Here is a 22,774-nt window from a genome sequence, read left to right on the forward strand (position 1 = left end):
TGAGGATGCCTCGGATGGAACGCGGCCGGATCGGGCGTGGGGCCGGCACGGCCGGCCGGGAGCCCTTGACGTTACGGACGGTGGCGTCGCCCTTTAAGGAAACGCCCGGACGCTGGAGCGCCCGGGCGGGAACATCTGAGGAGAAGCGCGGCGCGGGCCGCCGGCCTCACTGCGCGAGGCCGATCTCCTTCAGCACCGTGGTGGTGTTGGCGATGTCGATGGCCAGCTGCTTGTCGAACGCCTCGCCGGCGAGATAGGTGTCGGCCCAGCCCTTCTGCTTCAGCATGTCGGTCCAGGCCTTGGACTTCGCCATCTTCTCGACGAGGCCGGACAGCTCCTTTTTCTGCTCCGGCGTGATGCCGGGGGCAGCGGCGACCATGCGCCAGTTCTGGATCTCGACGTCGACGCCGGATTCCTTGAAGGTCGGCACATCCGGCGCCTCCGGCAGGCGCTGGGCACCCGACACGCCGAGGATGCGCAGCTTGCCGGCCTTGGCCTGGGCATCGAACTCGGACAGGCTGGAGATGCCGACCGTCACCTTGCCGCCGAGGATGGAGGCGAGCGATTCGCCGCCGCCGGAGAAGGCGATGTAGTTGAGCTTCTTCGGGTCGCCGCCGATCGCCTTGAGGATCAGGCCGGCGGCGATGTGGTCGGTGCCGCCCGCCGAGCCGCCCGCCCACGACACCTTGGCCGGATCGGCCTTCAGCGCCGCGACCAGATCGGCCATCGACTTCAGCGGCGAATTCGCCGGCACCGCGATCGCCTCGAATTCGCCGGTGAGCCGGGCGATCGGTGTGACCTGCGACAGCGTCACCGGCGACTTGTTGGTGATGATGGCGCCGACCATCACATAGCCGCCGACGATCAGCGCATGGGGATCGGCCTTGCTGGCATTGACGAACTGCGCCAGGCCGATGGTGCCGCCGGCGCCGGGCACGTTCAGCACCTGCACATTGGAGACCAGCTTGTCGGTCTGCAGCACGTGCTGCATCGAGCGCGCGGTCTGGTCCCAGCCGCCGCCCGGCGCCGCCGGCGCCATGATCTTGAGTTCCGTCACCTCGGCATGCGCGCTGACGAACGGGATACAGCTGGCGAGCGCGGCGGCGACGACGGCCCCGCGGAGCATCTTGGTCATGGTTTCCTCCAGTGGACGACGGCTTTGTTGGACGGGATGGCGCCGTTGCGTATCGCGTGCAAGCTAGAGCGCGGCTTGAAAGCTGTCGAGTTCCACGAAAGGACGAACAAGCTTTTGATGTTGCATTGCAAAATCGGCAACTGCGTTGCGGCAGGCAACCCCGGCGCCGCTGCTGCCTCGGCGATCCGCTGCGGCTGGATATCGAAATGCTGGACGTCCTCGCGGACACCGGGCTGCCGTGAAGCGCGATGGTCTGGGGCGCGGCGTGGTCGGCCTGCACGGCAACATCACGGGCCGCCGCGATCCGACGCGCCTCGGCGAGGCCCGAGCCGGCGGATGGGATGGCGACGTCGCGTCGTGCGGGCGGTGTAGGGCGGGAGCGCGGCGCGTCCAATCCGCCCGCGCCGCCCGGCCGTATGCGAATGGCTGCGCTGCGTCCGTCGCCGGACGACTTGACGCGGCGCGGGCGCGGGGCGACATGGCAGCCATGGTGCGGCACGGTGCGGCGCCAGCGCCATTCGTCGGGAGCCCCGCCATGACCAGCTACGATGTCGATCTGTTCGTGATCGGGGCGGGTTCCGGGGGCACGCGGGCCGCGCGCATCGCTGCCGGCTTCGGCGCCCGGGTGAAGGTCGCCGAGGAATACCGCGTCGGTGGCACCTGCGTCATCCGCGGCTGCGTGCCGAAGAAGCTCTTCGTCTATGCCGCCCGCTTCGCGCATGAGTTCGAGGATTCGGCCGGTTTCGGCTGGAGCCTGCAAGGCGCCAGCTTCGACTGGCCGACGCTGGTCGCCAACAAGGACAAGGAGATCGCGCGGCTGGAGGGCGCCTATCGCGCCAATCTCGGGCGCGCCGACGTCGAGATCCTGCCGCAGCGCGCCACCGTCGAAGGGCCGAACGCGGTGCGTCTCGCCGACGGCACCCGCGTGAGCGCGAAGTACATTCTCATCGCCACCGGCGGCCATCCCAATCTCGGCCCGGAGATCCCCGGCCGCGAACTCGCCATCACCTCCAACGAGGCGTTCCATCTGCCGCGCCTGCCGCGGAGCATCGTCATCCAGGGCGCCGGCTACATCGCGCTGGAATTCGCCTGCCTGTTCGCCGGCCTCGGCGCGAAGGTGACGGTGGTGCATCGCGGCGCCCAACTGCTGCGCGATTTCGACGACGAGGTTTCCGAGCACCTCGCGGCGGAGATGCGGGCCAGCGGCATCGCCATCGAGCTCGGCGTCACCATCGCCGCCATCGAGCCCGATGCGGAAGGCCGGCGGGTGCGTCTCTCTGACGGACGCGAGATCGTCGCCGACGAGGTGATGCTCGCCATCGGCCGCCTGCCCAATATCGCCGGGCTGGGGCTGGAGACGGCCGGCGTCGCGCTTGCCGCCAATGGCGCGATCAAGGTCGATGCCGGCTCGCGCACCAATGTGCCGTCGATCTATGCGGTGGGCGACGTCACCGACCGGCTGCAATTGACCCCGGTCGCCATTCGCGAGGGCCATGCCTTCGCCGATACCGTGTTCGGCGCCAAGCCGTGGACGGTCGATCATTCGCTGGTGGCCACCGCGGTGTTCACCGAGCCGGAGATCGGCACGGTGGGCCTCACCGAGGCGCAGGCGCGGGCGCAGGGCTACCGGCTGGATATCTACAAGGCCGATTTCCGGCCGATGAAGGCGACGCTGTCCGGCCGCGCCACCCGCACCTTCATGAAGCTGGTGGTCGATCAGCAGACCGACCGGGTGCTCGGCGTGCACCTGATCGGCGAGGCGTCGGCGGAGATGATCCAGATTGTCGGCATCGTGCTGGCCATGGGCGGCACCAAGGCGGATTTCGACCGCACCATCGCCCTGCATCCCAGCGCGGCCGAGGAACTGGTGACGATGCGCAGCAAGGACCCGTCGAGTGACGGGCCGGAGAGCTTGCCCGAGCAGTCGGCGGAATCGACGCCGGCGATCTGAAGGCGCTGCTGTCCCTCCCTACTCCCCATTGGGGAGAGGTTGTCCGCGAAGCGGGTCGGTGAGGGGTGTACGCCATTGGGAAGCGTCGAAGACCCCCCACCCCAACCCTCTCCCCGTCGGGGAGAGGGAGCAAGGTGCCCGGCGGGCATCCCCGCAATCCCGCCCCGGCACGCCCGCTCTGGCGCTTTACTCGGCCTTGGGTGTATAAGGCCGGCCTTTTCCGCGCGGGAAGGAGACAACAAGCCGCGCGACGTTGCCGATGAGGAGGCAGACATGTCTGAACGCTGGACGCCGGAAAGCTGGAGGGCCAAGCCCATTCAGCAGGTGCCGGACTATCCGAACGCCGAGGCCCTGGCCTCGGTGGAGCGTCAGCTTGCCTCGTTTCCTCCGCTGGTTTTTGCAGGTGAGGCCCGCAGGCTAAAGCGCGAACTTGCCAAGGTTGCCAAGGGCGAGGCGTTCCTGCTTCAGGGCGGCGACTGCGCCGAGAGCTTCGCCGAGCATTCGGCCGACAATATCCGCGATTTCTTCCGCGTCTTCCTGCAGATGGCGGTGGTGCTGACCTATGCCGGCGCCTCGCCGGTGGTGAAGGTGGGGCGCATCGCCGGCCAGTTCGCCAAGCCGCGCTCGGCGCCGACCGAGATCATCGGCGGCGTGGAGCTGCCGTCCTATCGCGGCGACATCGTCAACGACATCGAGTTCACGCCGGAAGCGCGCATCCCCGATCCGCGCCGGCAGCTCGAGGCCTATCGCCAGTCGGCGGCGACGCTGAACCTGTTGCGCGCCTTCGCGACCGGCGGCTACGCCAACCTCGCCAATGCGCATCAGTGGATGCTCGGCTTCATCAAGGATTCGCCGCAGTCGGGCCGCTACCAGGCGCTGGCCGACCGCATCACCGAGGCGCTCGACTTCATGCGCGCCATCGGCATCGATCCGGAAACCAACCCGGACATGCGTTCGACCGATTTCTTCACCAGCCACGAAGCTTTGCTGCTCGGCTACGAGCAGGCGATGACGCGGGTGGATTCAACCTCCGGCGACTGGTACGCGACGTCCGGCCACATGATCTGGGTCGGCGACCGCACCCGCCAGCCGGACCACGCGCATCTGGAATATGCCCGCGGCGTGAAGAACCCGCTCGGCCTGAAATGCGGCCCGTCGCTGAAGCCGGATGAGCTGATCCGCCTCATCGACCAGCTGAACCCCGACAACGAGGCCGGCCGGCTGACGCTGATCGCCCGCTTCGGCGCCGACAAGGTGGGCGACCACCTGCCGGCACTGGTGCGCGCGGTGCAGCGCGAGGGCCGCACCGTGGTGTGGTCGTGCGATCCGATGCACGGCAACACCATCAAGGCGGCGTCCGGCTACAAGACCCGGCCGTTCGACCAGATCCTCTCTGAGGTGAAGGACTTCTTCGCCGTCCATGCGGCCGAGGGCACCTATGCCGGCGGCGTGCATCTGGAGATGACCGGCAAGAACGTCACCGAATGCACCGGTGGCGCGCGGGCGATCTCGGACGCCGACCTGAAGGACCGCTACCATACCTATTGCGACCCGCGGCTCAACGCCGAGCAGGCCATCGAGATGGCCTTCCTCGTCGCCGAGTTGCTGAAGCAGGAACGCTCCGGTCGCGAGCGCCCGGCCTTCGTCGCGGCGGAATGACGCGCGGTCGTCGCCGGACGGTTTTCGGCTGCCCGGACTGACGAGCCGAAATCCTGACAACTTCGCGACGGCGCCCCGTTCGGCGCCGTCGCCTCTCGCCTTCCGCCGCGCTCTGCCGTAACCAGAGTAAAAGCGCGGAGGAAGCCCGATGCCGCACATGCGCCAGGACGTGCTCATCGCCGGTGCCGGCCCGGTCGGGCTGACGCTCGCGATCGTGCTGATGCGCCGGGGCGTGCGGGTGCGGCTGATCGACAAGCGCGCCGAGCCTTCGCCCTATTGCCGCGCCATCGGCGTCACCCCGCGCACGCTGGAGGTGATGGACGATCTCGGCCTCGCAGCCGATCTGATCGATGCCGGGGTGTGGCTCGACGGGCTGCGCACCCTCGTGCACGGCTATCCGGTGCGCGACACCGAGAACGATCTGTCCGATCTGCCCTATGCCCAGCTGGGCGTGCCGCAATATACCACCGAGCGCCTCCTCGCCGACCATCTCGCCGCGGGTGGCGTCGTCGTCGAGCGCGGGGTGGAACTCGCCGGCCTGGCGCAGGACGCCGAGGGCGTCGAGGTGGCGTTTGCCGACGGCTCGTCGGCGCGCTTCGCTTATGTCGTCGGCTGCGACGGTGCCCATAGCGCGGTGCGCCGGGGGCTCGGCATCGCCTTCGAGGGCGAGGCATGGCCGATGGAGTTCATGCTCGGCGACGTGCGGATCGACTGGGACCTGCCGCGCGGACGGGCGCTGTTCGCCGTCAGGCCGATCCCCGAGGCGCCGCCTGACCTTTTCGTCGCCATCCCGCTGCCCGAGCGCGGGCGCTACCGCGTGTCGATGATCGCGCCGGAGCGGCTGTGGTCGCCGGGGCAGGGCGCCGGTGGCGGCATCGAGCACGGGATTCTCGCGGACCGGCCGGGAGCGACGCTCGCCGATTTGCAGGAGGTGGCCAACCGGCTGCTGCCGGATCCGACGCGGCTGTCGGACCTGCGCTGGTCGTCGCTGTTCCGCATCTCCATGCGGCTCGCCGAGCGCTATGGCGAGGGGCGGGTGTTCATCGCCGGCGACGCCTGCCACATCCATCCGCCGACCGGCGGGCAGGGCATGAATACCGGCATCCAGGACGCCTATAATCTCGGCTGGAAGCTGGCGGCGGTGCTGCGCGGCGAGGCGGCGCCCGGCCTGCTCGCCAGCTACGAAGCCGAGCGCCGGCCGGTGGCGGAAGCGGTGATCGCCCGCACCGTCGAACAGTCGATGAGCTTCGGCAAGCCGAGGGCGCCGGAAGACCGGCTGGCCGATACCCAGATGCTGGTGAATTATCGCGGCGGACCGCTCAGCGCCGGTGCGGCCCCCGGCTCCTCGCCGGACCTGGTGAGGCCCGGCGACCGGCTGCCGGACGTGCAGGGGCTGCGCCGGCACGGGCTCGGCTTTCCGCTGCGGCTGGCCGAGGTGGTGCGCGGGCCGGATTTCGTGCTGCTCGCCCCGGTGCGGCGCGGCGAGGTCTCGGCGCTGGAGACGCTGGCGGAGCGGCTGCGCGCCGGCGTGCGGTTACCGCTACGGGTGGTGGCGGTGGCGCCTGCCGACGCTCCGCTGGAGCCGCCGGCGGGCGTGACCTTGGTGCACGATGCCGCCGGCCGGTTCGCCGCTGCCTTCGGCGACGCGCCGGGCGCGCTGCTCGTGCGGCCGGACAAATATGTCGGCTGGATGGGCGCGGCGGGCGACGCCGAGGGCATGCTGGACTACTTGACGCGGGTGGTCGGGCTGCCGGCGAGGTAAGCTGGTGCCCCTTTACGCGAATGGTGGCGGTGCGGGCTGCCGGCGCCCGCTATGGCGGCGGAATGAAGCGTCCGGGGAGAAGCGATTGATTCTTCCTGTAAGAAAATCTTCTTATCATATTGATGTTAAATAATATTCATCTGTTGTGCCGTCTGTTTCCCTTCCGCCGCAAAAGATTCTAGAACTACAGTTGAATCGTTCCGCGCGGGGTGGGACGCGGACATGCGATGCCTCACGACAGCTCTCAGGGTGCGGCCGCCGCGCCTGCCCGGATCCTCCTTGACCTCACCGATGTGGTGATCCTGATTTCCGCCGGCGGCGGGATCGGCGGCATCATCCGGGTGGTGGTTCGCCTCGCCCGCCACGCGACGGCGCCGGATGCGCAAATCCCGGTGACGCTCGCCTTCTATCACCCGGTCCGCAAAACCTATGTCGCCATCGATCCGAAGCTGTTCGCCGACGACAGCTGGACACGGCCGGCCGATCTGCGGGTGGCGCTGGGGCTGATCGGGGTGCCGGTGCCTTTCATCGGCACCCGGCATTTCGGCGAGCCGGTTCGCCGCTTCTGGCACATCGCCCGCCGCCGGCTGAAGAACTGGCGGGCCGCCCGCGCCGAGCGCGCCCCAGCCGGCGGGCCTGCCTCCGGCTGGGCGCTGCGGCCGCTCGATCTGGCACCGGGCGAAAAGCTGCGCGCGGCGGTGCTCGGCATGGCCTGGATGGTGCCGAAGCACATCGAGCGCCTGCGGGCGCTGGGCGCTGATGTCGAGATCGTCACGCTGATCCACGATCTCATCCCGCTCACCGCCGGCAACGAGGAACTGCCGAACCCGGCCTTCGTACACTGGTTCCGCCATCTGGTGCGGCAGACCACGCGTTTCCTCGCCGTCTCCCGCTACACCGCGGATGAGGTCACGCGGGAGGTGGCGGCGATGGGCGGGCATGTCGCGCGCATCGACGTGGTGCCGCTCGCGCATGAATTCGCCTTCGACGGCACGCCGGACCGCTCGGTGGTGCCGGCCGGCGAGTTCGTCGTCACCGTCGGCTCGCTCGGCCACAAGCGCAAGAATCTCGACCTGCTGCTGGAGGTGTGGGGCCGGCTGGCGGAGCGGCTCGGCCCGCAGGCGCTGCCGGCCCTGGTGATCGCCGGCGCCCATGGCCGGCAGGCGGCGCGGCGCGAGGCGGCGATCGCCCGCCACCCCGGACTAAGGGACAAGGTGGTGCTGGTCGACAGGCCGAACGATGCCAAGCTGGCGGCGCTCTATGCGGCCTGCCTCTTCACCGTCTATCCCAGCCGCTACGAGGGCTGGGGCCTGCCGGTGGGCGAGGCGGCGTGGTTCGGCAAGCTCTCCGTGTGCTCGAACGTCACCTCGATCCCGGAGGTGATGGGGCCGGTGGCGGACTACTTCGATCCCGCCGACGCGGAGGCGATGGCGAACGCGCTGGAGCAGCCGATCCGCGACCGCGCCTACCTCAAGGCGCGCGAGGCGGAGATCGCGGCGATGCAGCTGCGCAGCTGGGCCGACGTCGCCCGCACCCTCGTCGCCCGGCTGGCGCAATGAACCGCATGCCGCATTGCGCAACACCGATTGCCGAGCCCCCGGCGAGCCATTAAATCAGTTTCATGTCCAGCGCCCAGATGCCCAACGAACCCCGCGACCAGCTTCTCATCGCCTTCGCCCAGCTCAATCCGATCGTCGGCGACGTCGCCGGCAATCTGGAGAAGGCGCGCGTCGCCCGCGCCCTTGCCGCCGAGCAGGGCGCCGACCTGATCCTGTTCAGCGAACTGTTCATCTCCGGCTACCCGCCGGAGGATCTGGTGCTGAAGCCCGCCTTCCAGGCCGCCTGCCGCACCGCGGTGCAGACGCTGGCGGCCGAGACCGCCGATGGCGGCCCGGCGGTGCTGATCGGCACGCCCTGGCTCGAGGGCGGCAGGCTGCACAACGCGGTGGCGCTGCTGGAAGACGGGCGGGTCTCCACCCTGCGCTTCAAGGTCGACCTGCCCAATTACGGCACTTTCGACGAGCGGCGCGTCTTCGCGCCCGGCCCGATGCCGGGGCCGATCCCGTTCAAGGGCGTGCGGCTCGGCGTGCCGATCTGCGAGGATATCTGGACGCCGGACGTGGTCGAATGCCTGTCGGAGACCGGCTCGGAGATCCTGCTGGTGCCGAACGGCTCGCCCTATCGCCGCACCGTCTATGACGAGCGCACCAATGTCGCGGTGGCCCGCGTGGTCGAGAGCGGCCTGCCGCTCGCCTATATCAACCAGGTGGGCGGGCAGGACGAGCTGGTGTTCGACGGCGGCTCCTTCGTGCTCAATGCCGACCGCTCGCTCGCCGTGCAGTTCCCGAACTTTCAGGAACGGGTGCGCCTCACCCGCTGGGAGCGCTGGGCCGATGGCTGGCGCTGCGAGGAGGGGGCGCGCGCGCCGCTGCTCACCGGCGAGGAGGCGAATTACGCCGCCTGCGTCACCGGCTTGCGCGACTATGTCGAGAAGAACCGTTTCCCCGGCGTGGTGCTCGGCCTGTCCGGCGGCGTCGATTCGGCGCTGGTGGCGGCGATGGCGGTGGATGCGCTGGGACCGGACCGGGTGCATTGCGTGATGCTGCCCTATCGCTACACCTCGAACGAATCGCTGTCGGATGCCGCAGGCGTCGCCGAGGCGCTGGGCTGCCGCTATGACATCGTGCCGATCTCCGAGGCGGTGGAGGGGCTGGAAGCCAGCCTGGCGCCGCTGTTCGCCGGTACCGAGCGCGGCGTGACCGAGGAGAACCTGCAGTCGCGGGCGCGCGGCACCATCCTGATGTCGATCTCCAACAAGTTCGGCTCGATGGTGGTGACCACCGGCAACAAATCGGAAATGTCGACCGGCTACGCCACGCTCTATGGCGACATGAATGGCGGCTACAACCCGCTGAAGGACCTCTACAAGACCGAGGTGTTCCGCCTGTGCCACCTGCGCAACCGCTGGAAGCCGGCGGAAGCGCTGGGACCCTCCGGCCGGGTGATGCCGGACAACGTCATCGTCAAGCCGCCGACCGCTGAGCTGCGCGAGAACCAGAAGGACCAGGACAGCCTGCCGCCCTACGAGGTGCTGGACGCCATTCTCGAATGTCTGGTCGAGAAGGAGATGCCGGTCGCCGACATCGCCGCGCTCGGCTTCGAGCCGGCACTGGTGGCGCGGGTGGAGCGGATGCTGAATATCGCCGAGTACAAGCGCCGGCAGGCGGCGCCGGGGGTGAAGATCACCACCCGCAATTTCGGCCGCGACCGTCGCTACCCGATCACCAACCGGTTCCGCGAGACGGCGTAGACGCGCGGCCTTCTCGAAGGGCTGCGCGGCCCCGCCTTCAGTCCCGCAGTCGTGATGCGCGGGGGCGGCATCCCGGTGATATCACCGTCCTGCCCTGTGGTTCGTCAGGGACCTGACCTTGGGGTTGAGCGAGGCGTGCCGTGAGGATCGCGACGACGACCGGGTTTGCGACGTTGCTGGCCGGGTGCCTCGCCATTGCGCCGGTCGCCGCGCAGGACATGCTGCGCCATCTCGATTTGACCTCGCCGCAGATGACGATGGCGGAGCTGAGCCGCGCCGATGTCGAGGCGCTGATCGCCACGGCAAAGCCGGGCCAGCCGGTCGATCTGGCGGGGCGTCGGCTCAACGGCCTCGATCTGTCCGGTCTCGATCTGACCGGGGCGAACTTCCGTACCGCGCTGCTCAACCGCGTCAATCTCTCCGGCGCCCGGCTCGACGGAGCGGTGCTCGATCAGGCCTGGATGCTGAAGGCCGAGCTTTCCGGCGCCAGCCTCAAGAAGGCCAGCCTGTTCGGCACGCAGATGCAGGACGGCCGGCTGGTCGGCGCCGATCTCTCCGGCGCCCGCATCGCCGGCGATTTCTCCCGCGCCGATCTGGGCAAGGCCAATCTCGCAGGCGCCGATTTCAGCGCCGACATGCGCAACCAGTCGATGGGCCTGATGCGCGGCGTGCTGAACTCGGCCAATCTCGCGGGCGCCGATCTCGCCGGTGCCAATCTATCCCGCGCCCAGCTTCGCTATGCCAATCTGCGGGGAGCCAATCTGGCCGGCGCTTCGCTCGTCGGCATGGAGGCCGCCGGTGCCGATCTTACCGGCGCCAATGTGGCGGGTGCCGACTTCAAGGGCGCCGATGTCGATTCGGCACGGCTGATCGGCCTTGTCGGTGTCGCGGCGGCGAAGAACCTGGACGCGGCCAAGAATCTCGGCCTTTCGATACGGCAGTGATGCACCGGCGTGGTTGTAAGCCGGCCGCGCCTCGGCGATAAGGCGGCACCATGAGCACCGCGCCCGTCCACCGCCCCGTTCTCCGCTTCGCCCCGTCGCCGACCGGCCTGCTGCATGTCGGCAACGCCCGCACCGCGCTCTACAACGCGCTGCTCGCCCGGCGCGAGGGCGGCACCTTCATCCTGCGCTACGACGACACCGACACCGCCCGCTCGACGCGCGCATTCGCCGAGGCGATCGCGCAGGACCTGGCGTGGCTGGGCATCACGCCGGACCGTGTCGAGCGGCAGTCGGAGCGCCTGGCGCTCTACGATGCTGCCGCCGCGCGGCTGAAGGCGCTCGGCCGCCTCTATCCCGCCTATGAGACCGAGGAGGAGCTGGAGACCCGCCGCCTGTCGCGGCGCCGGCGCGGCCTGCCGCCGGTCTATGATCGCGCGGCGCTGAAGCTGACCGCCGAGGACCGTGCGCGCCTGGAGGCCGAGGGCCGGCGGCCGCACTGGCGCTTCCGGCTGGAGGGGCGCCCGGTGGCGTGGGACGATCTGGTGCGCGGGCGCCAGAGCATCGATACCGCCGGCCTGTCGGATCCGGTGCTGGTGCGCGCCGACGGCTCCTATCTCTACACCTTTACCTCGGTGGTCGACGATATCGACATGGGCGTCAGCCATGTCATCCGCGGCGAGGACCATGTCACCAACACCGCGGTGCAGATCGAGATCATCGAGGCCCTTGGCGGCGCGGTGCCGGTTTTCGGCCACCACAATCTGCTGACCCTGCCGAGCGGCGAGGGGCTGTCGAAGCGGCTCGGCCATTTGTCGCTGCGGGCGCTGCGCGAGGAAGGGCAGGAGGCGCTCGCCGTGGCGGCGCTCGCCCTGTTCACCGGCACCTCGCTGGCGGTGGAGCCGGCGGCCGACCTCGACGCGCTGGCCGCGCGCATCGATCTCGCGGCGATTTCCCGTGCGCCGGCGCGCTTCGATCCGGCCGATCTTGCCGCCCTCACCGCCGGCACGCTGCATCTGCTGCCTTACCCGGCCGTGGAGGCGCGGCTCGCCGCACTCGGCATCGGCGGCGGCGAGGCGTTCTGGCTGGCGGTGCGCGGCAATCTGGCGACGCTGAAGGACGCGGCGTTGTGGTGGCGCGTGGTCGAGGGGCCGGTGGCGCCGGTGATCGCGCCCGAAGATGCGGACTTCCTCGCCCAGGCGGCTGCGCTGCTGCCGCCGCTACCCTGGACCGGCGAGGTCTATGCCGATTGGCTGGCGGCGCTGAAGCCGGTGTCCGGCCGCAAGGGCCGGGCGCTGTTCCACCCGCTGCGCGCGGCGTTGACCGGCGCCGAAAGCGGGCCGGAGCTCAAGGCGCTGCTGCCGCTGATCGGGCGGGAGCGGGCGCATGCCCGCCTCAACGGCGCGGCGGCCTGAACAGGCCTCCCGCCGGCGCGAGCGCCTGCGCGCCGGCAGCAAGCTGGGGGCGCCGGACCGGCGCTACTGCGCCGGCGGCTGGACGGCGGGGCGCGGCGTCGCCGGCGCGGCGCCGGGCTGGGTGGCCGGGCGCGGCTGCGACATCTCGCGCGAGGTGTCCTCGGTCACCACGATATCGCCCTTGCGCAGCGTCGGATCGGTGTCGCTGGTCAGCGCCTGCGCCCAGCTCTTGCCGGCCGGCCGGCAGGAGCAGGCGGCGGTATACTGCTTCTTGTAGAGCAGGGCGTTGGGCAGCGACATGTAGGTCTGGCCGCTGACGCTGACCGCGTTCTCGATATCCTCGCCGGGGTTGCGATAGACGAACAGCCGCGCCTCGGTGCCGGGGCACTGGCGCTGGCACATCGCCTCGTCGGAGGCGAATTTCGCGGCGGAGGCGGCATAGGAAATCGGGAAGAAGAAGCCGTCGCAGGTGCGCACGCAGACGGTGCGGTAGTTGGAGGACTTCGGCAGCTCCATCTCCAGCGGCTGGGCGTCCATCGACGGGGCCTCGTCTTCCTCCGACTGCCGCGGCACGCCGAACAGCTGCTCGAAGAAGTTGCGGGGCCGGCGTTCCGTGGCGGCGCCGCCGCGCGACTGACCGAGCGCGGCCTGATATTGCGGGCCGCAATTGTTCTGCGCCAGGGCGTAGATCAGCTGGCGGCGCTGCTCGTCATTGCCGCTGCGCTGGCCGCGGGCTTCGATCATGGTGCGGTCGAGCGCCGAGCGGGCCTGGGAGAGCCGGCGGTTCAGCCCCTCGCATTGCGGCGGCAGCTGCGGCTGGAAGATGAGGAAGCCGCGCTTGTCGCAGCCGAGCTGGCGGACCTGGCCGGACAGGTTGGCGATGTCCTGCTGCTGCTGGGCGATGACCGGGCCGAGATCGCGCTGGCCTCCGCCGCCGCGGTCGAGCTGGGCGAGCTGTCCTTCCAGCCGGACGCAGGCGCCGGGATCGGATTGCGCCGCGGCGATGTCCGCGCCGAGCGCGAGCACGGCGAGCGCGGCGAAGGATGAACGCAGGGCGGAAGCGCGTGAGCGGCGGGCACTGGCGGTCGTCATCGGTGGGTACTGTCCTGCGCTTTCGGGCGGCGCGCGATTCAGGCGCGCCAATCCATGGTTCCGCGCAAGAAGCACGGCGAGATTGGCCAAAGTTTGAACCCGCATCCGGCCGGCAAGGCAAGAGGCAAGGCAAGACCGAAAATCAGACCCGTCAAATCGGGCCCATTGGATCGGGCCTGTCGAACCGGCCTGCGCCGGCGTCGCTTCGCCGCTGGGGCGGACGGCGCGTTGCGTGCGCCGCCCTACACCCCATATCACGCTGGCCCCGGCTTTGGAGACACAAGTCCATGAACATGCGCCGCCTTCCTGCCCTCATCCTCGCCGTTGCGCTTGGCCTCGTGGCCGTCGTGGCGCCGGGCCTCGACGGCACGGCACGGGCCGATGGGCCGGATCTGATCTTCAGGAAATCGACGGTGTGGAAATTCCTCACCCCGGACGACAAGCTCGCCACCTACGCCATCGACGATCCGATGGTCGAGGGCGTCGCCTGCTATTACACGGTGCCGGAGAAGGGCGGGGTTTCCGGCATGCTCGGCGTGGCGGAGGAGGTGTCGGACATCTCCATCGCCTGCCGCCAGGTCGGGCCGATCGCCTTCAAGGGCAAGTTCGAGCAGGGCGACGTGGTGTATCGCGAGAGCCGCTCGCTGATCTTCAAGAAGATGCAGATCGTGCGCGGCTGCGACGCCAAGCGCAACGTGCTGGTCTATCTGGTCTATTCCGACAAGCTGATCGACGGCAGCCCGAAGAACTCCACCACCAGCGTCCCCGTCATGCCCTGGGGTACGCAGGCCGAGGCGCCGCGCTGCGGCGACTTCGTGCGATAGTGGCGCAAAAGCAATAGTGGCGCGGAAAACGCAAAAGGGCCGGTCGAGCCGGCCCTTTCCCACAGAACGCCGCGCGAGCGGTCAGCGGCAGGTGATGGCGACGGTGTCGCGGCAGGAGCCGCCGGTGCAGGTGGTCTGCGCCGTCTTGGCGGCGACCGAGATGCGCAGCGCATCGCTGGTCACCTTGCCGAAGCTCACCGCGCGCTCGAAATCGTGCACCCGGCACCAAGCATCGGCAATGGCCTGGCCGCAGGCGCCGCCGGTGGCGACGCAGGTGTCGACGCCATAACCATCGGACATGTCGACGACAAAGATATTGTCCACGCTCTCGGCCAGGGCGGCAGCGGGCACGAGGGCCGGGCCGGTGGCGAAAAGCGCGGCGGCGAAAAGGGCGGGACGGAACATCGATGCGGGGGACATGGCGGGATACTTTTGCGGGGAGCTCGTCGGCAGCGAGCAGACAACGCAGCTGACGACAAAAAGTTTAAGCCCACGCTAAAGTTCGGGAGCGAACCGCACGCCGGCCTCGGCGGCGGTGGATAGCCCCCCGGTCTCGGGCGCGTCAACCGGGTTCGCCCGATCAACGGTACGGCCTTGACGTGGCCGTGCAAACGGAACAAGAGGCGCGGCCTCCGTGCAACAGTGGACGGCGGCGCTGAAGGAAGGCGAACATATGTCGGCAGTTTCGGGAGCGGACAATTCGGGCACGGTGCTGCCCGAGCTCAAGCTCTACAACACGCTCACGCGTCAGCGGGAGAACTTCGCGCCGCTCGATTCGAAGCTGGTGCGGATGTATGTGTGCGGCCCGACCGTCTATGACCTCGCCCATATCGGCAATGCGCGCCCGGTGATCGTGTTCGATCTGGTCTACCGGCTGCTGCGCCATCTCTACGGGCCGGCGCACGTCAAATACGTGCGCAACATCACCGACGTCGACGACAAGATCAATGCGCGCGCCGCGCAGGATCATCCCGGTCTCGACCTCAACGAGGCGATCGCCAAGGTGACCTTCGCCACCGAGGCGCAGTTCCACGACGATCTCGAGGCGCTGGGGGTGCTCCACCCCGATGTCGAGCCGCGCGCCACCGAGCACATCGCCGAGATGCGCGAGCTCATCGAGCGCCTCGTCGCCTCCGGCCATGCCTATGTCGCCGAGGACCACGTGCTGTTCTCGGTGCCGGGCATGCCGGATTACGGCCAGCTCTCGCACCGGCCGCTTGAGGACATGATCGCCGGCGCCCGCGTCGACGTCGCGCCCTACAAGCGCGATGCCATGGACTTCGTGCTGTGGAAGCCCTCCAAGCCCGGCGAGCCGGGCTGGTCGTCCCCCGCCGGCATCGCCGTGCCTGGCCGCCCGGGCTGGCACATCGAGTGCTCGGCGATGAGCTGGAAGCATCTCGGCGAAACCTTCGACATCCATGGCGGCGGCATCGACCTCGTCTTCCCGCACCATGAGAACGAAGTGGCGCAGTCGCGCTGCGCCTTCCACACCGGCATCATGGCCAAGACGTGGATGCATAACGGCTTCCTGCAGGTGGAAGGCGAGAAGATGTCGAAGTCGCTCGGCAACTTCGTCACCATCCGCGACCTTTTGGCGGATTGGCCGGGGGACGTGCTGCGCCTCAACATGCTCAAGACCCATTACCGCCAGCCGATCGACTGGACGGTGAAGGGGCTGGAGGAGAGCGCCAAGACCTTGGAACAGTGGTTCGACGCCGCCGCCATCGAAGCCTATCCGCGCCCGGCACCGGCGGTGCTGGAGGCGCTGTGCGACGACCTCAATACCCCGAAGGCCATCGCCGAGATGCACGCGCTGAAGGACCATGCCGGCAAGAAGGCGCTGGCCGGCACGCTGGCCTTCCTCGGCTTCGAGGCGGCGCGTGTCGAGGCGTGGAGCGTCGCGCACGCGCCAGTGCTGGCGATCTCCGGCCCCGAGATCGAGGCGCGGATCGCCGAGCGCATCGCCGCCCGCCGCAACCGCGATTTCGCCGCCTCCGACCGCATCCGCGACGAGCTGCTCGCGCAGGGCGTGGCGCTGAAGGACAACAAGGACGGCACCACCACCTGGGAGGCGAAGCGTTGAGCGACAGCAACACGCGCCCGCCCGCCGGTCTCCGCCCGTTTCTGCCCTCCGATACGCCGGCGCTCGCGGCCATCCTCTCGGCGGCGATCTTCGAGTTGACCAGCGAGGATTACGATCCCGACCAGCAGGAGGGCTGGGCCGCCGTGGTCGCCGACGAGGAGACGCTGGGCAAAAGGCTCGCCGGGGCCCTGACCCTGGTGGCCGAGCGCGACGGCGAGCTGGTGGGCTTCATCGCCCTCGCCGACAACAAGCATATCGACCTGCTCTATGTGCATCCGGACGTCGCGGGGGAGGGCGTCGCGGCGCTGCTCTGCGACGCGATCGAACGGCTGGCGCTGGCCCGCGGGGCGACGAGCCTGACGTCCGACGCCAGCGACACCGCGCTTGGCTTTTTCCAGAAGCGCGGCTACGTGGCCCGCCAGCGCAATTCGGTGCTGCGCGGCGCAGTCTGGCTCGGCGATACCACGGTCGAGAAGAAGCTGACGGGAGAGGGCGTCGGCGGCTGAACGGCCGGCGGACCTTCCCCCGGCGGACTTCCCCCCGGCGTCTCACCTTCCGGCGTCTCACATCCGGTCGAGCACCTGCTCGACCGCCTCGCCGTGCAGCTCGGTCTCCGACACATTGGCGAGCGCGGTGGCGAGCTTCGGCATCACCGCGCGCACATTGTGGGCGACGAGCATACGGATCGGCCGGGCGACGTTGACGAAGCCGGTGCCCTGCATGTGCTCGAACAGCCGCAGCAGCGGGTCCCAGAAGCCGGCGATATTGAGCACCATCACCGGCTTGCGGTGGCGGTTCAGCTGCACCCAGGTGAGCTGCTCGACCAACTCCTCCAGCGTGCCGATGCCGCCGGGCAAGGCGAGGAAGGCGTCGGCGCGCTCGAACATCAGCCGCTTGCGTTCGTGCATGTCGTGGGTGACGATCAGCTCGTGGGCGTATTCGAAGGCCTGCTCCTTGCCGATCAGGAAATCCGGGATGATGCCGGTGACATGCCCGCCCGCCTCGGCGCAGGCGCGGGCGGTGGCGCCCATCAGCCCGACGCCGCCGCCGCCATAGATGAGGCGGATGTTTTCCTGCGCCAGCAGCCGTCCCAGCTCCATGGCGGATTCGAGATAGATGGAGTCGTCCCCGCTGGCCGCCCCGCAATAAACGCATAAACTCTTGATCTTGGTCATGTCCCCATGATGCAGCGCAATGCGGGGCCGTCAAGCGCCGCCGGCACGGCCTCCGGCCGGCGGCCATGCGGGCAATTGTCCCGTCCCGTCGGCGGCCGGCCGCCCATAGCCGCGCCGCCCGTCGCCGTCGAAATTCGACGCCGAGCTTCAGCAGCATCTGGTGGCGTTCGTGGCTGACGGTCGAGATTGCCGCCCCAATCGGCCGAGGAGCCGGCCAGATAGCGCAGTTCGCTGCCGAGGCAGATGATTCATCGCTGTCCTCGGCCGCCTGGTTGAACCGGCCGACCGCCGAGATCGGCAGTTGCTGCTCGCCCCGGTCATTGGTGTCCGAACCCTCGGTGAAGCCGAAGATGCTCTCGCTGTCGATCTCGTAGCCGGCATCCGGCGCGCGCGGGATGTCCCGTGCCGGCGATCAGGGCGAGGAGGCAGGCTGAGGCGAGGAGGCCGCCGCGGTGCCGCCTATACGCTTGATCTGAAGATCAATTTGGTAATCGCGCACATCAATATTGCGTTGCTTAATGCGATGTCCCGGTTGGGCGGGGTGGGCCGGTGCGGAATCACGGCATCGATGGCATGGTGCGCAAAGCAGCGAATTTCAGGTGGCGTGATGACGGCTCGACCTCTGGTAATGTTTCCCGATCGTCGCCTGAGCGCGGTCGCCGTTCCGGTGACGGCGTTCGACGACGAGTTGCGGCGGCTTGCGCTCGATCTGGTCGACACGTTGCGGGCGGCGCCGGGCATCGGCATCACGGCCGGCCATGTCGGCGTGCCGCTGCGGGTGGTGGTGCTGGAGTTGCCGGATGACCCGGAGCCCAGCCTCTACATCAATCCGGAAGTTGTTTGGGTCTCCGAGGAAACCCAGCGTCACGCCGAGGGCAGCGTCTCGATGCCCGGCGCCACCGAAGAGATCGAGCGCCCGGCGAAGCTGCGGCTGCGCTTTCAGGATCTCGACGGCACCGTCCACGAAGAGGAGGCCCAGGGCCTGCGCGCCGTCTGCCATCAGCATGAGATCGATCAGCTCGACGGCATCTTCTGGCTGCAGCGGCTGTCGCGGCTGAAGCGCGAGCGGGTGGTCAAGCGCTATGAAAAGCTCGGGCGCGCGGTGCCAAGGTGACGGCCGGCGCTCGCGGCCCTCTCCGAGCGTGTCCCTCAAGCGTCTTTCCGAGTGTCTTCCCCGAGTGTCTTCCCAACGCCGCAATCATCGTCTATCGACGATGAACGATGACGAAGAATGTTCCCAGCCCTGACGAACTTCTGGCGGCGCGCCTGCGCGCGCTCGGCCATCCGGCGCGGCTGGCGATCTTGCGCGCGCTGGCGGAGCGCGACACCTGCCTGTGCGGCGAGATCGTGCGGGGGCTGCCGCTGGCGCAGTCCACCGTCTCCCAGCATCTCAAGGTGCTGAAGCAGGCCGGGTTCATCGCCGGCACGGTCGAAGGGCCGCGCTCTTGCTATGGTCTCGACCGCGGCAATCTCACTGCCTTTGCCGCCGAGTTCTCCACGCTGCTGGCGCAAGTGGCGGCTGCGGCCGCCGTGCCGATGGCAGTTGACGCTGCGGACACCCTCGAAAGCTGCAACCCTCCCATGCCCCGCACGGCCGGGTCGCCCACCGCCGGATGCTTGGAATCTGCGTCCGAACACCCTATTTCCACAGCGTCCGCCGGCGAAATGCCGGCCGGCACCTGATCATCCGGAAAGCCTCCCATGTCCGCACCTGAGGCCGGCACCGCGCCGTCGCGCCGCTCGAACAAGTCTGACGCCCCGCCGCGCGGCAGCTTGCTGGTCGCGCTTAGGGGGCTCACGCCCTATCTGTGGCCGGCCGATCGGCTCGATCTGCGCGCCCGCGTGCTGTGGGGGCTGCTGCTGCTGGTCGCCGCCAAGATCACCACCATGGCGACGCCGTTCCTGTTCAAATGGGCGACGGATGCGGTGGCGGAAGGCGAGGGCGCCCGTATCGGTACCGATGCCATCAGCCTGATCATCGCCGCCCCGGTGGCGCTGACGCTCGGCTACGGCCTGTCGCGCATCGCCATGGCCGGGCTCACCCAGTGGCGCGACGGCCTGTTCGCCAAGGTGGCGATGCACGCGGTGCGGCGGCTGGCGCTGGAAACCTTCGAGCACATGCATGCGCTGTCGCTGCGCTTCCATCTGGAGCGCAAGACCGGCGGATTGACCCGTGTGCTCGAGCGTTCGCGCGAAGGCATCGAGACCATCGTGCGCATGCTGGTGCTGCATCTGGCGCCGACCATCCTCGAATTCGCGATGGTGGTGGTGATCCTGTTCTGGCAGTTCGACTGGCGCTACGCCGCCGCCGCGGTGGCGATGATCGGCGCCTACACCTTCTTCACCTTCCTGATGACCGAATGGCGGATGGGCATCCGCCGCTCGATGAACGAGAGCGACACCGACGCCAACGCCAAGGCGGTGGACAGCCTGCTCAACTACGAGACGGTGAAGTATTTCGGCGCCGAGAAGTGGGAAGCCGAGCGTTACGATCACTCGATGGCCCGCTATGAGCGCGCCTCCATCCACACCCACACCTCGCTGGCCTGGCTGAATGCCGGGCAGGCGGTGATCTTCACCCTCGGGCTGACCGCGGTGATGGTGCTGTGCGTGTTCGATATCCGCGCCGGCCACCAGTCGGTCGGCTCCTTCGTCATGGTCAATGCCATGATGATCCAGCTGTACCAGCCGCTGAACTTCCTCGGCATGATCTATCGCGAGATCAAGCAGTCGCTGATCGACATCGAGGCGATGTTCGCCATCCTCGCCCGCAACCCGGAAGTGCAGGACAGCCCGGTGGCCAAGCCGCTGCAGCTCAAGGGCGCCGCCATCCGCTTCGAGGATGTGCGCTTCTCCTACGACCCCGAGCGCGAGATCCTCAAGGGCATCTCCTTCGAGGTGCCGGCGGGCCAGACCGTGGCCATTGTCGGCCCGTCCGGTGCCGGCAAGTCGACCATCTCGCGGCTGCTGTACCGCTTTTATGACGTCGCGTCCGGGCGCATCACCATTGACGGGCAGGACATCCGCAACGTGCGGCAGGAGAGCCTGCGCGCCGCCATCGGCATGGTGCCGCAGGACACGGTGCTGTTCAACGACACGCTGGCCTACAACATCCGCTATGGCCGCCCCGGCGCCTCCGACGCCGAGGTCGAGCGCGCCGCCGAGCTCGCGCAGATCGACGGCTTCGTGAAGCGCACGCCGAAGGGCTACACCACCGAGGTCGGCGAGCGCGGGCTGAAGCTCTCCGGCGGCGAGAAGCAGCGCGTCGCCATCGCCCGCACCATCCTCAAGGATCCGGCGATCCTGCTGCTCGACGAGGCGACCTCGGCGCTGGACAGCCACACCGAGCGCGAGATCCAGGACGCGCTGGAGCGCGTCTCGCGCGGGCGCACCACGCTGGTGGTGGCGCATCGGCTTTCCACCGTGGTGTCTGCCGACGAGATCATCGTGCTGGAGCAGGGCCGCATCGCCGAGCGCGGCACCCATGCCGAACTGATGACCCGGCGCGGCCTGTACCATTCGATGTGGCAGCGCCAGCGCGAGGTCGACGAGGCCAAGGCGACGCTCTCGCGTGGCGAGGACGACCTCGACAGCCCGGCCGACGCCGACGCCGCTGCCTGACGCCGGGGTAGGTTTTCACGGGGTGGGCAGCTTTGCCGGCCGTCGCCATCCCCGTCATTGCTCCTTCCGCGTCGGGCGGATCGGCGCGCCGGTTGCCGGCCGCCATTTGACGCGCCCCCCGCGCGGCACTACCTGTGCCTCAGCTTTGTGCGGGAGACGTCATGTCGGTCATCGATTCCATCCGCGGCGGCCTCGTGCCGATCCACCGCGAGGGCTATCCCTTCATCCTGATCGGGATCGCCGTCTCGCTGCTGCTGCTGTGGCTGCTGCCGCCGCTTGGCTGGATCGCGGTGCTGATCACCGTGTGGATCTGCTATTTCTTCCGCGATCCCGAGCGGGTCACCCCGCTGCGCGAGGGCCTCGTGGTCTCCCCTGCCGACGGGCGGGTCTGCCTGGTCGGGCCGGCGGTGCCGCCGCCGGAGCTCGGCCTCGGGGTGGAACCCATGTCGCGCATCTGCATTTTCATGAACGTGTTCGACGTGCATGTGAACCGGTCGCCCGTGGCCGGCCGCATCGAGCGCATTGCCTACAAGCCCGGCAAGTTCCTTTCCGCCGATCTCGACAAGGCGAGCGAGGACAATGAGCGCAGCGGCCTGGTGCTCGATACCGCGCTCGGTCGCATCGGCGTGGTGCAGATCGCCGGTCTGGTGGCGCGGCGCATCGTCGGCTTCAAGCAGGAAGGCGACCTGCTGGCGCCCGGCCAGCGCTTCGGGCTGATCCGCTTCGGGTCGCGGGTGGACGTCTATCTGCCGGCCGGCATCGCGCCGCTGGTCGCCGAGGGGCAGCGTGCCGTGGCCGGCGAGACCGTGCTGGCCGATGCCGCGGCCCTCGCCGGCGGCCTGACCTTCCGGGTGGATTGAGCGCAAGACAAGCCAGGGCCGTTCCGGCGCCTGCGAGATGATGTGAGCGAGACGGAGCGATGTCGAACTTCTTCGTGCCCTTCGAGCCCGATTCCGATTCCCCCGAGCCGCCGCGCCGGCGTTTCCAGGCGGTGCCGGCGCGCATCCTCATTCCGAACCTGGTGACGCTGCTGGCGCTGTGCGCCGGCCTCACCGGCATCCGCATGGCGATCGAGGGCCGCATGGAGCTGGCGCTGGGCGCCATCGTGCTTGCCGCCGTGCTCGACGGCATGGACGGCCGGCTTGCCCGCATGCTGAAGGGCACTTCGCGCTTCGGCGCCGAGCTCGACAGCCTGTCCGACTTCGTCTGCTTCGGCGTGGCGCCGGGGCTGGTGCTGTATATGTGGGGGCTGGAGACGCTGGGCTCTGTCGGCTGGATCGCCGCGCTCGCCTTCGCCATCTGCGCGGCGCTGCGGCTCGCCCGCTTCAACGTGATGCTGGAGGATCCCAACCGCCCGGCCTTCGCCGCCGATTTCTTCACCGGCGTGCCGGCGCCGCTCGGGGCGATCTGCGTGCTGCTGCCGGTTTATGTCGAGCTGATAGGCCTGCCGCGCCTCGTCGCCTCGCCGGCGGTGGCGGCGTTCTACACGCTCGCCATTGCGCTGCTGATGGTGTCGAAGCTGCCGGCCTATTCCGGCAAGAAGCTCGGCAGCCGCATTCCGCGCGATGCGGTGCTGCCGCTCTTCGTCTGCATCGTGCTGTTCGTGGCGGTGCTGGTCACCTGGCCGTGGACGGTGCTGTCGGTGCTGTCGGTCGCCTATCTGGCGGCGCTGCCGTTCTCGGCGCTGCGCTTTGCCCGCCTGTCCCGCGAGCACGAGGCCCGGCTCAAGGCCGCCAAGGCCGCCGGTTTTCCGCCGGCGCACGTCGGCGAGCCGGCCGAGGGACGGCCGGACCAGCTGAACTGAAA

General features: G+C 69.0%; 19 protein-coding genes. 15 read left to right on the forward strand and 4 right to left on the reverse strand.

The window, feature by feature from the left end; genetic code table 11:
* Positions 1 to 166: 166 nt before the first annotated feature.
* Positions 167 to 1,135 (reverse strand): Bug family tripartite tricarboxylate transporter substrate binding protein, encoded by a 969-nt coding sequence (locus KHC24_RS04925; protein WP_213359888.1) that lies wholly within the window; start codon positions 1,133 to 1,135, stop codon positions 167 to 169.
* A 535-nt stretch (positions 1,136 to 1,670) separates the two neighbouring features.
* Here KHC24_RS04925 and gor point away from each other — a divergent pair.
* The 7 genes from gor (at position 1,671) to KHC24_RS04960 (ending at position 12,173) form a co-directional block, all read left to right on the forward strand.
* Positions 1,671 to 3,086 (forward strand): glutathione-disulfide reductase, encoded by a 1,416-nt coding sequence (gene gor, locus KHC24_RS04930; RefSeq protein ID WP_213359891.1) that lies wholly within the window; start codon positions 1,671 to 1,673, stop codon positions 3,084 to 3,086.
* A 273-nt stretch (positions 3,087 to 3,359) separates the two neighbouring features.
* Positions 3,360 to 4,745 carry a class II 3-deoxy-7-phosphoheptulonate synthase gene (locus tag KHC24_RS04935; protein ID WP_213359894.1) on the forward strand — a complete coding sequence of 462 codons (1,386 nt, stop codon included), beginning with the start codon at positions 3,360 to 3,362 and terminating at the stop codon, positions 4,743 to 4,745.
* A 148-nt stretch (positions 4,746 to 4,893) separates the two neighbouring features.
* Positions 4,894 to 6,507 carry an FAD-dependent monooxygenase gene (locus KHC24_RS04940; RefSeq protein ID WP_213359902.1) on the forward strand — a complete coding sequence of 538 codons (1,614 nt, stop codon included), beginning with the start codon at positions 4,894 to 4,896 and terminating at the stop codon, positions 6,505 to 6,507.
* Positions 6,508 to 6,734: 227 nt separating this feature from the next.
* Positions 6,735 to 8,066, forward strand: coding sequence for a glycosyltransferase family 4 protein (locus KHC24_RS04945; protein ID WP_213359904.1), 1,332 nt, complete (start codon positions 6,735 to 6,737; stop codon positions 8,064 to 8,066).
* A 62-nt stretch (positions 8,067 to 8,128) separates the two neighbouring features.
* Complete coding sequence (locus KHC24_RS04950) at positions 8,129 to 9,817, forward strand: NAD+ synthase (protein ID WP_246546143.1); 1,689 nt, start codon at positions 8,129 to 8,131, stop codon at positions 9,815 to 9,817.
* A 218-nt stretch (positions 9,818 to 10,035) separates the two neighbouring features.
* Positions 10,036 to 10,761, forward strand: coding sequence for a pentapeptide repeat-containing protein (locus tag KHC24_RS04955; RefSeq protein ID WP_213361173.1), 726 nt, complete (start codon positions 10,036 to 10,038; stop codon positions 10,759 to 10,761).
* A gap of 50 nt (positions 10,762 to 10,811) precedes the next feature.
* A complete protein-coding gene (locus tag KHC24_RS04960) occupies positions 10,812 to 12,173 on the forward strand; it encodes a glutamate--tRNA ligase (RefSeq protein ID WP_213359907.1) in 1,362 nt (453 codons plus the stop codon).
* Positions 12,174 to 12,236: 63 nt separating this feature from the next.
* On the opposite strand, the gene KHC24_RS04965 is transcribed toward KHC24_RS04960, so the two are convergent.
* Positions 12,237 to 13,265 (reverse strand): DUF2865 domain-containing protein, encoded by a 1,029-nt coding sequence (locus KHC24_RS04965; RefSeq protein ID WP_213359915.1) that lies wholly within the window; start codon positions 13,263 to 13,265, stop codon positions 12,237 to 12,239.
* Positions 13,266 to 13,558: 293 nt separating this feature from the next.
* On the opposite strand from KHC24_RS04965, the gene KHC24_RS04970 reads away from it, so the two are divergent.
* Entirely contained in the window at positions 13,559 to 14,089 is a 531-nt protein-coding gene (locus tag KHC24_RS04970; RefSeq protein WP_373878610.1) for a CreA family protein, read from the forward strand.
* Positions 14,090 to 14,170: 81 nt separating this feature from the next.
* Here the strand turns inward: KHC24_RS04970 and KHC24_RS04975 are convergent, their stop codons facing one another.
* Complete coding sequence (locus KHC24_RS04975) at positions 14,171 to 14,509, reverse strand: hypothetical protein (RefSeq protein WP_213359920.1); 339 nt, start codon at positions 14,507 to 14,509, stop codon at positions 14,171 to 14,173.
* A gap of 253 nt (positions 14,510 to 14,762) precedes the next feature.
* Here KHC24_RS04975 and cysS point away from each other — a divergent pair, with 253 nt between their 5' ends.
* Both cysS and KHC24_RS04985 read left to right on the forward strand, forming a co-directional pair.
* Positions 14,763 to 16,172: a cysteine--tRNA ligase gene (gene cysS / locus KHC24_RS04980; RefSeq protein ID WP_213359923.1), complete on the forward strand. Its 1,410-nt coding sequence runs from the start codon at positions 14,763 to 14,765 to the stop codon at positions 16,170 to 16,172.
* Complete coding sequence (locus KHC24_RS04985; RefSeq protein ID WP_246546146.1) at positions 16,169 to 16,678, forward strand: GNAT family N-acetyltransferase; 510 nt, start codon at positions 16,169 to 16,171, stop codon at positions 16,676 to 16,678. The genes cysS and KHC24_RS04985 overlap by 4 nt, the downstream gene beginning before the upstream one ends.
* 57 nt (positions 16,679 to 16,735) lie before the next feature.
* Here KHC24_RS04985 and KHC24_RS04990 read toward each other — a convergent pair whose 3' ends face one another.
* The gene (locus KHC24_RS04990; RefSeq protein ID WP_213359925.1) at positions 16,736 to 17,347 is read right to left on the reverse strand and encodes an LOG family protein; all 612 of its coding nucleotides are present in this window, start codon (positions 17,345 to 17,347) and stop codon (positions 16,736 to 16,738) included.
* Between the two features lie 607 nt (positions 17,348 to 17,954).
* On the opposite strand from KHC24_RS04990, the gene KHC24_RS04995 reads away from it, so the two are divergent.
* The 5 genes from KHC24_RS04995 to pssA all read left to right on the forward strand — a co-directional run bounded on the left by KHC24_RS04995 (position 17,955) and on the right by pssA (position 22,772).
* Positions 17,955 to 18,461 carry a peptide deformylase gene (locus KHC24_RS04995; RefSeq protein ID WP_213361176.1) on the forward strand — a complete coding sequence of 169 codons (507 nt, stop codon included), beginning with the start codon at positions 17,955 to 17,957 and terminating at the stop codon, positions 18,459 to 18,461.
* 107 nt (positions 18,462 to 18,568) lie between these two features.
* A complete protein-coding gene (locus KHC24_RS05000) occupies positions 18,569 to 19,030 on the forward strand; it encodes an ArsR/SmtB family transcription factor (RefSeq protein WP_213359926.1) in 462 nt (153 codons plus the stop codon).
* 18 nt (positions 19,031 to 19,048) lie between these two features.
* Entirely contained in the window at positions 19,049 to 20,968 is a 1,920-nt protein-coding gene (locus KHC24_RS05005; protein ID WP_213359929.1) for an ABCB family ABC transporter ATP-binding protein/permease, read from the forward strand.
* A 161-nt stretch (positions 20,969 to 21,129) separates the two neighbouring features.
* A complete protein-coding gene (locus KHC24_RS05010; RefSeq protein ID WP_213359930.1) occupies positions 21,130 to 21,828 on the forward strand; it encodes a phosphatidylserine decarboxylase in 699 nt (232 codons plus the stop codon).
* Positions 21,829 to 21,887: 59 nt separating this feature from the next.
* Positions 21,888 to 22,772, forward strand: coding sequence for a CDP-diacylglycerol--serine O-phosphatidyltransferase (pssA, locus tag KHC24_RS05015; protein ID WP_213359931.1), 885 nt, complete (start codon positions 21,888 to 21,890; stop codon positions 22,770 to 22,772).
* The last annotated feature ends 2 nt before the right edge of the window (positions 22,773 to 22,774 follow it).

It is taken from the genome of Ancylobacter defluvii (genome assembly GCF_018390605.1).
In the GTDB taxonomy this organism is placed as follows: domain Bacteria; phylum Pseudomonadota; class Alphaproteobacteria; order Rhizobiales; family Xanthobacteraceae; genus Ancylobacter; species Ancylobacter defluvii.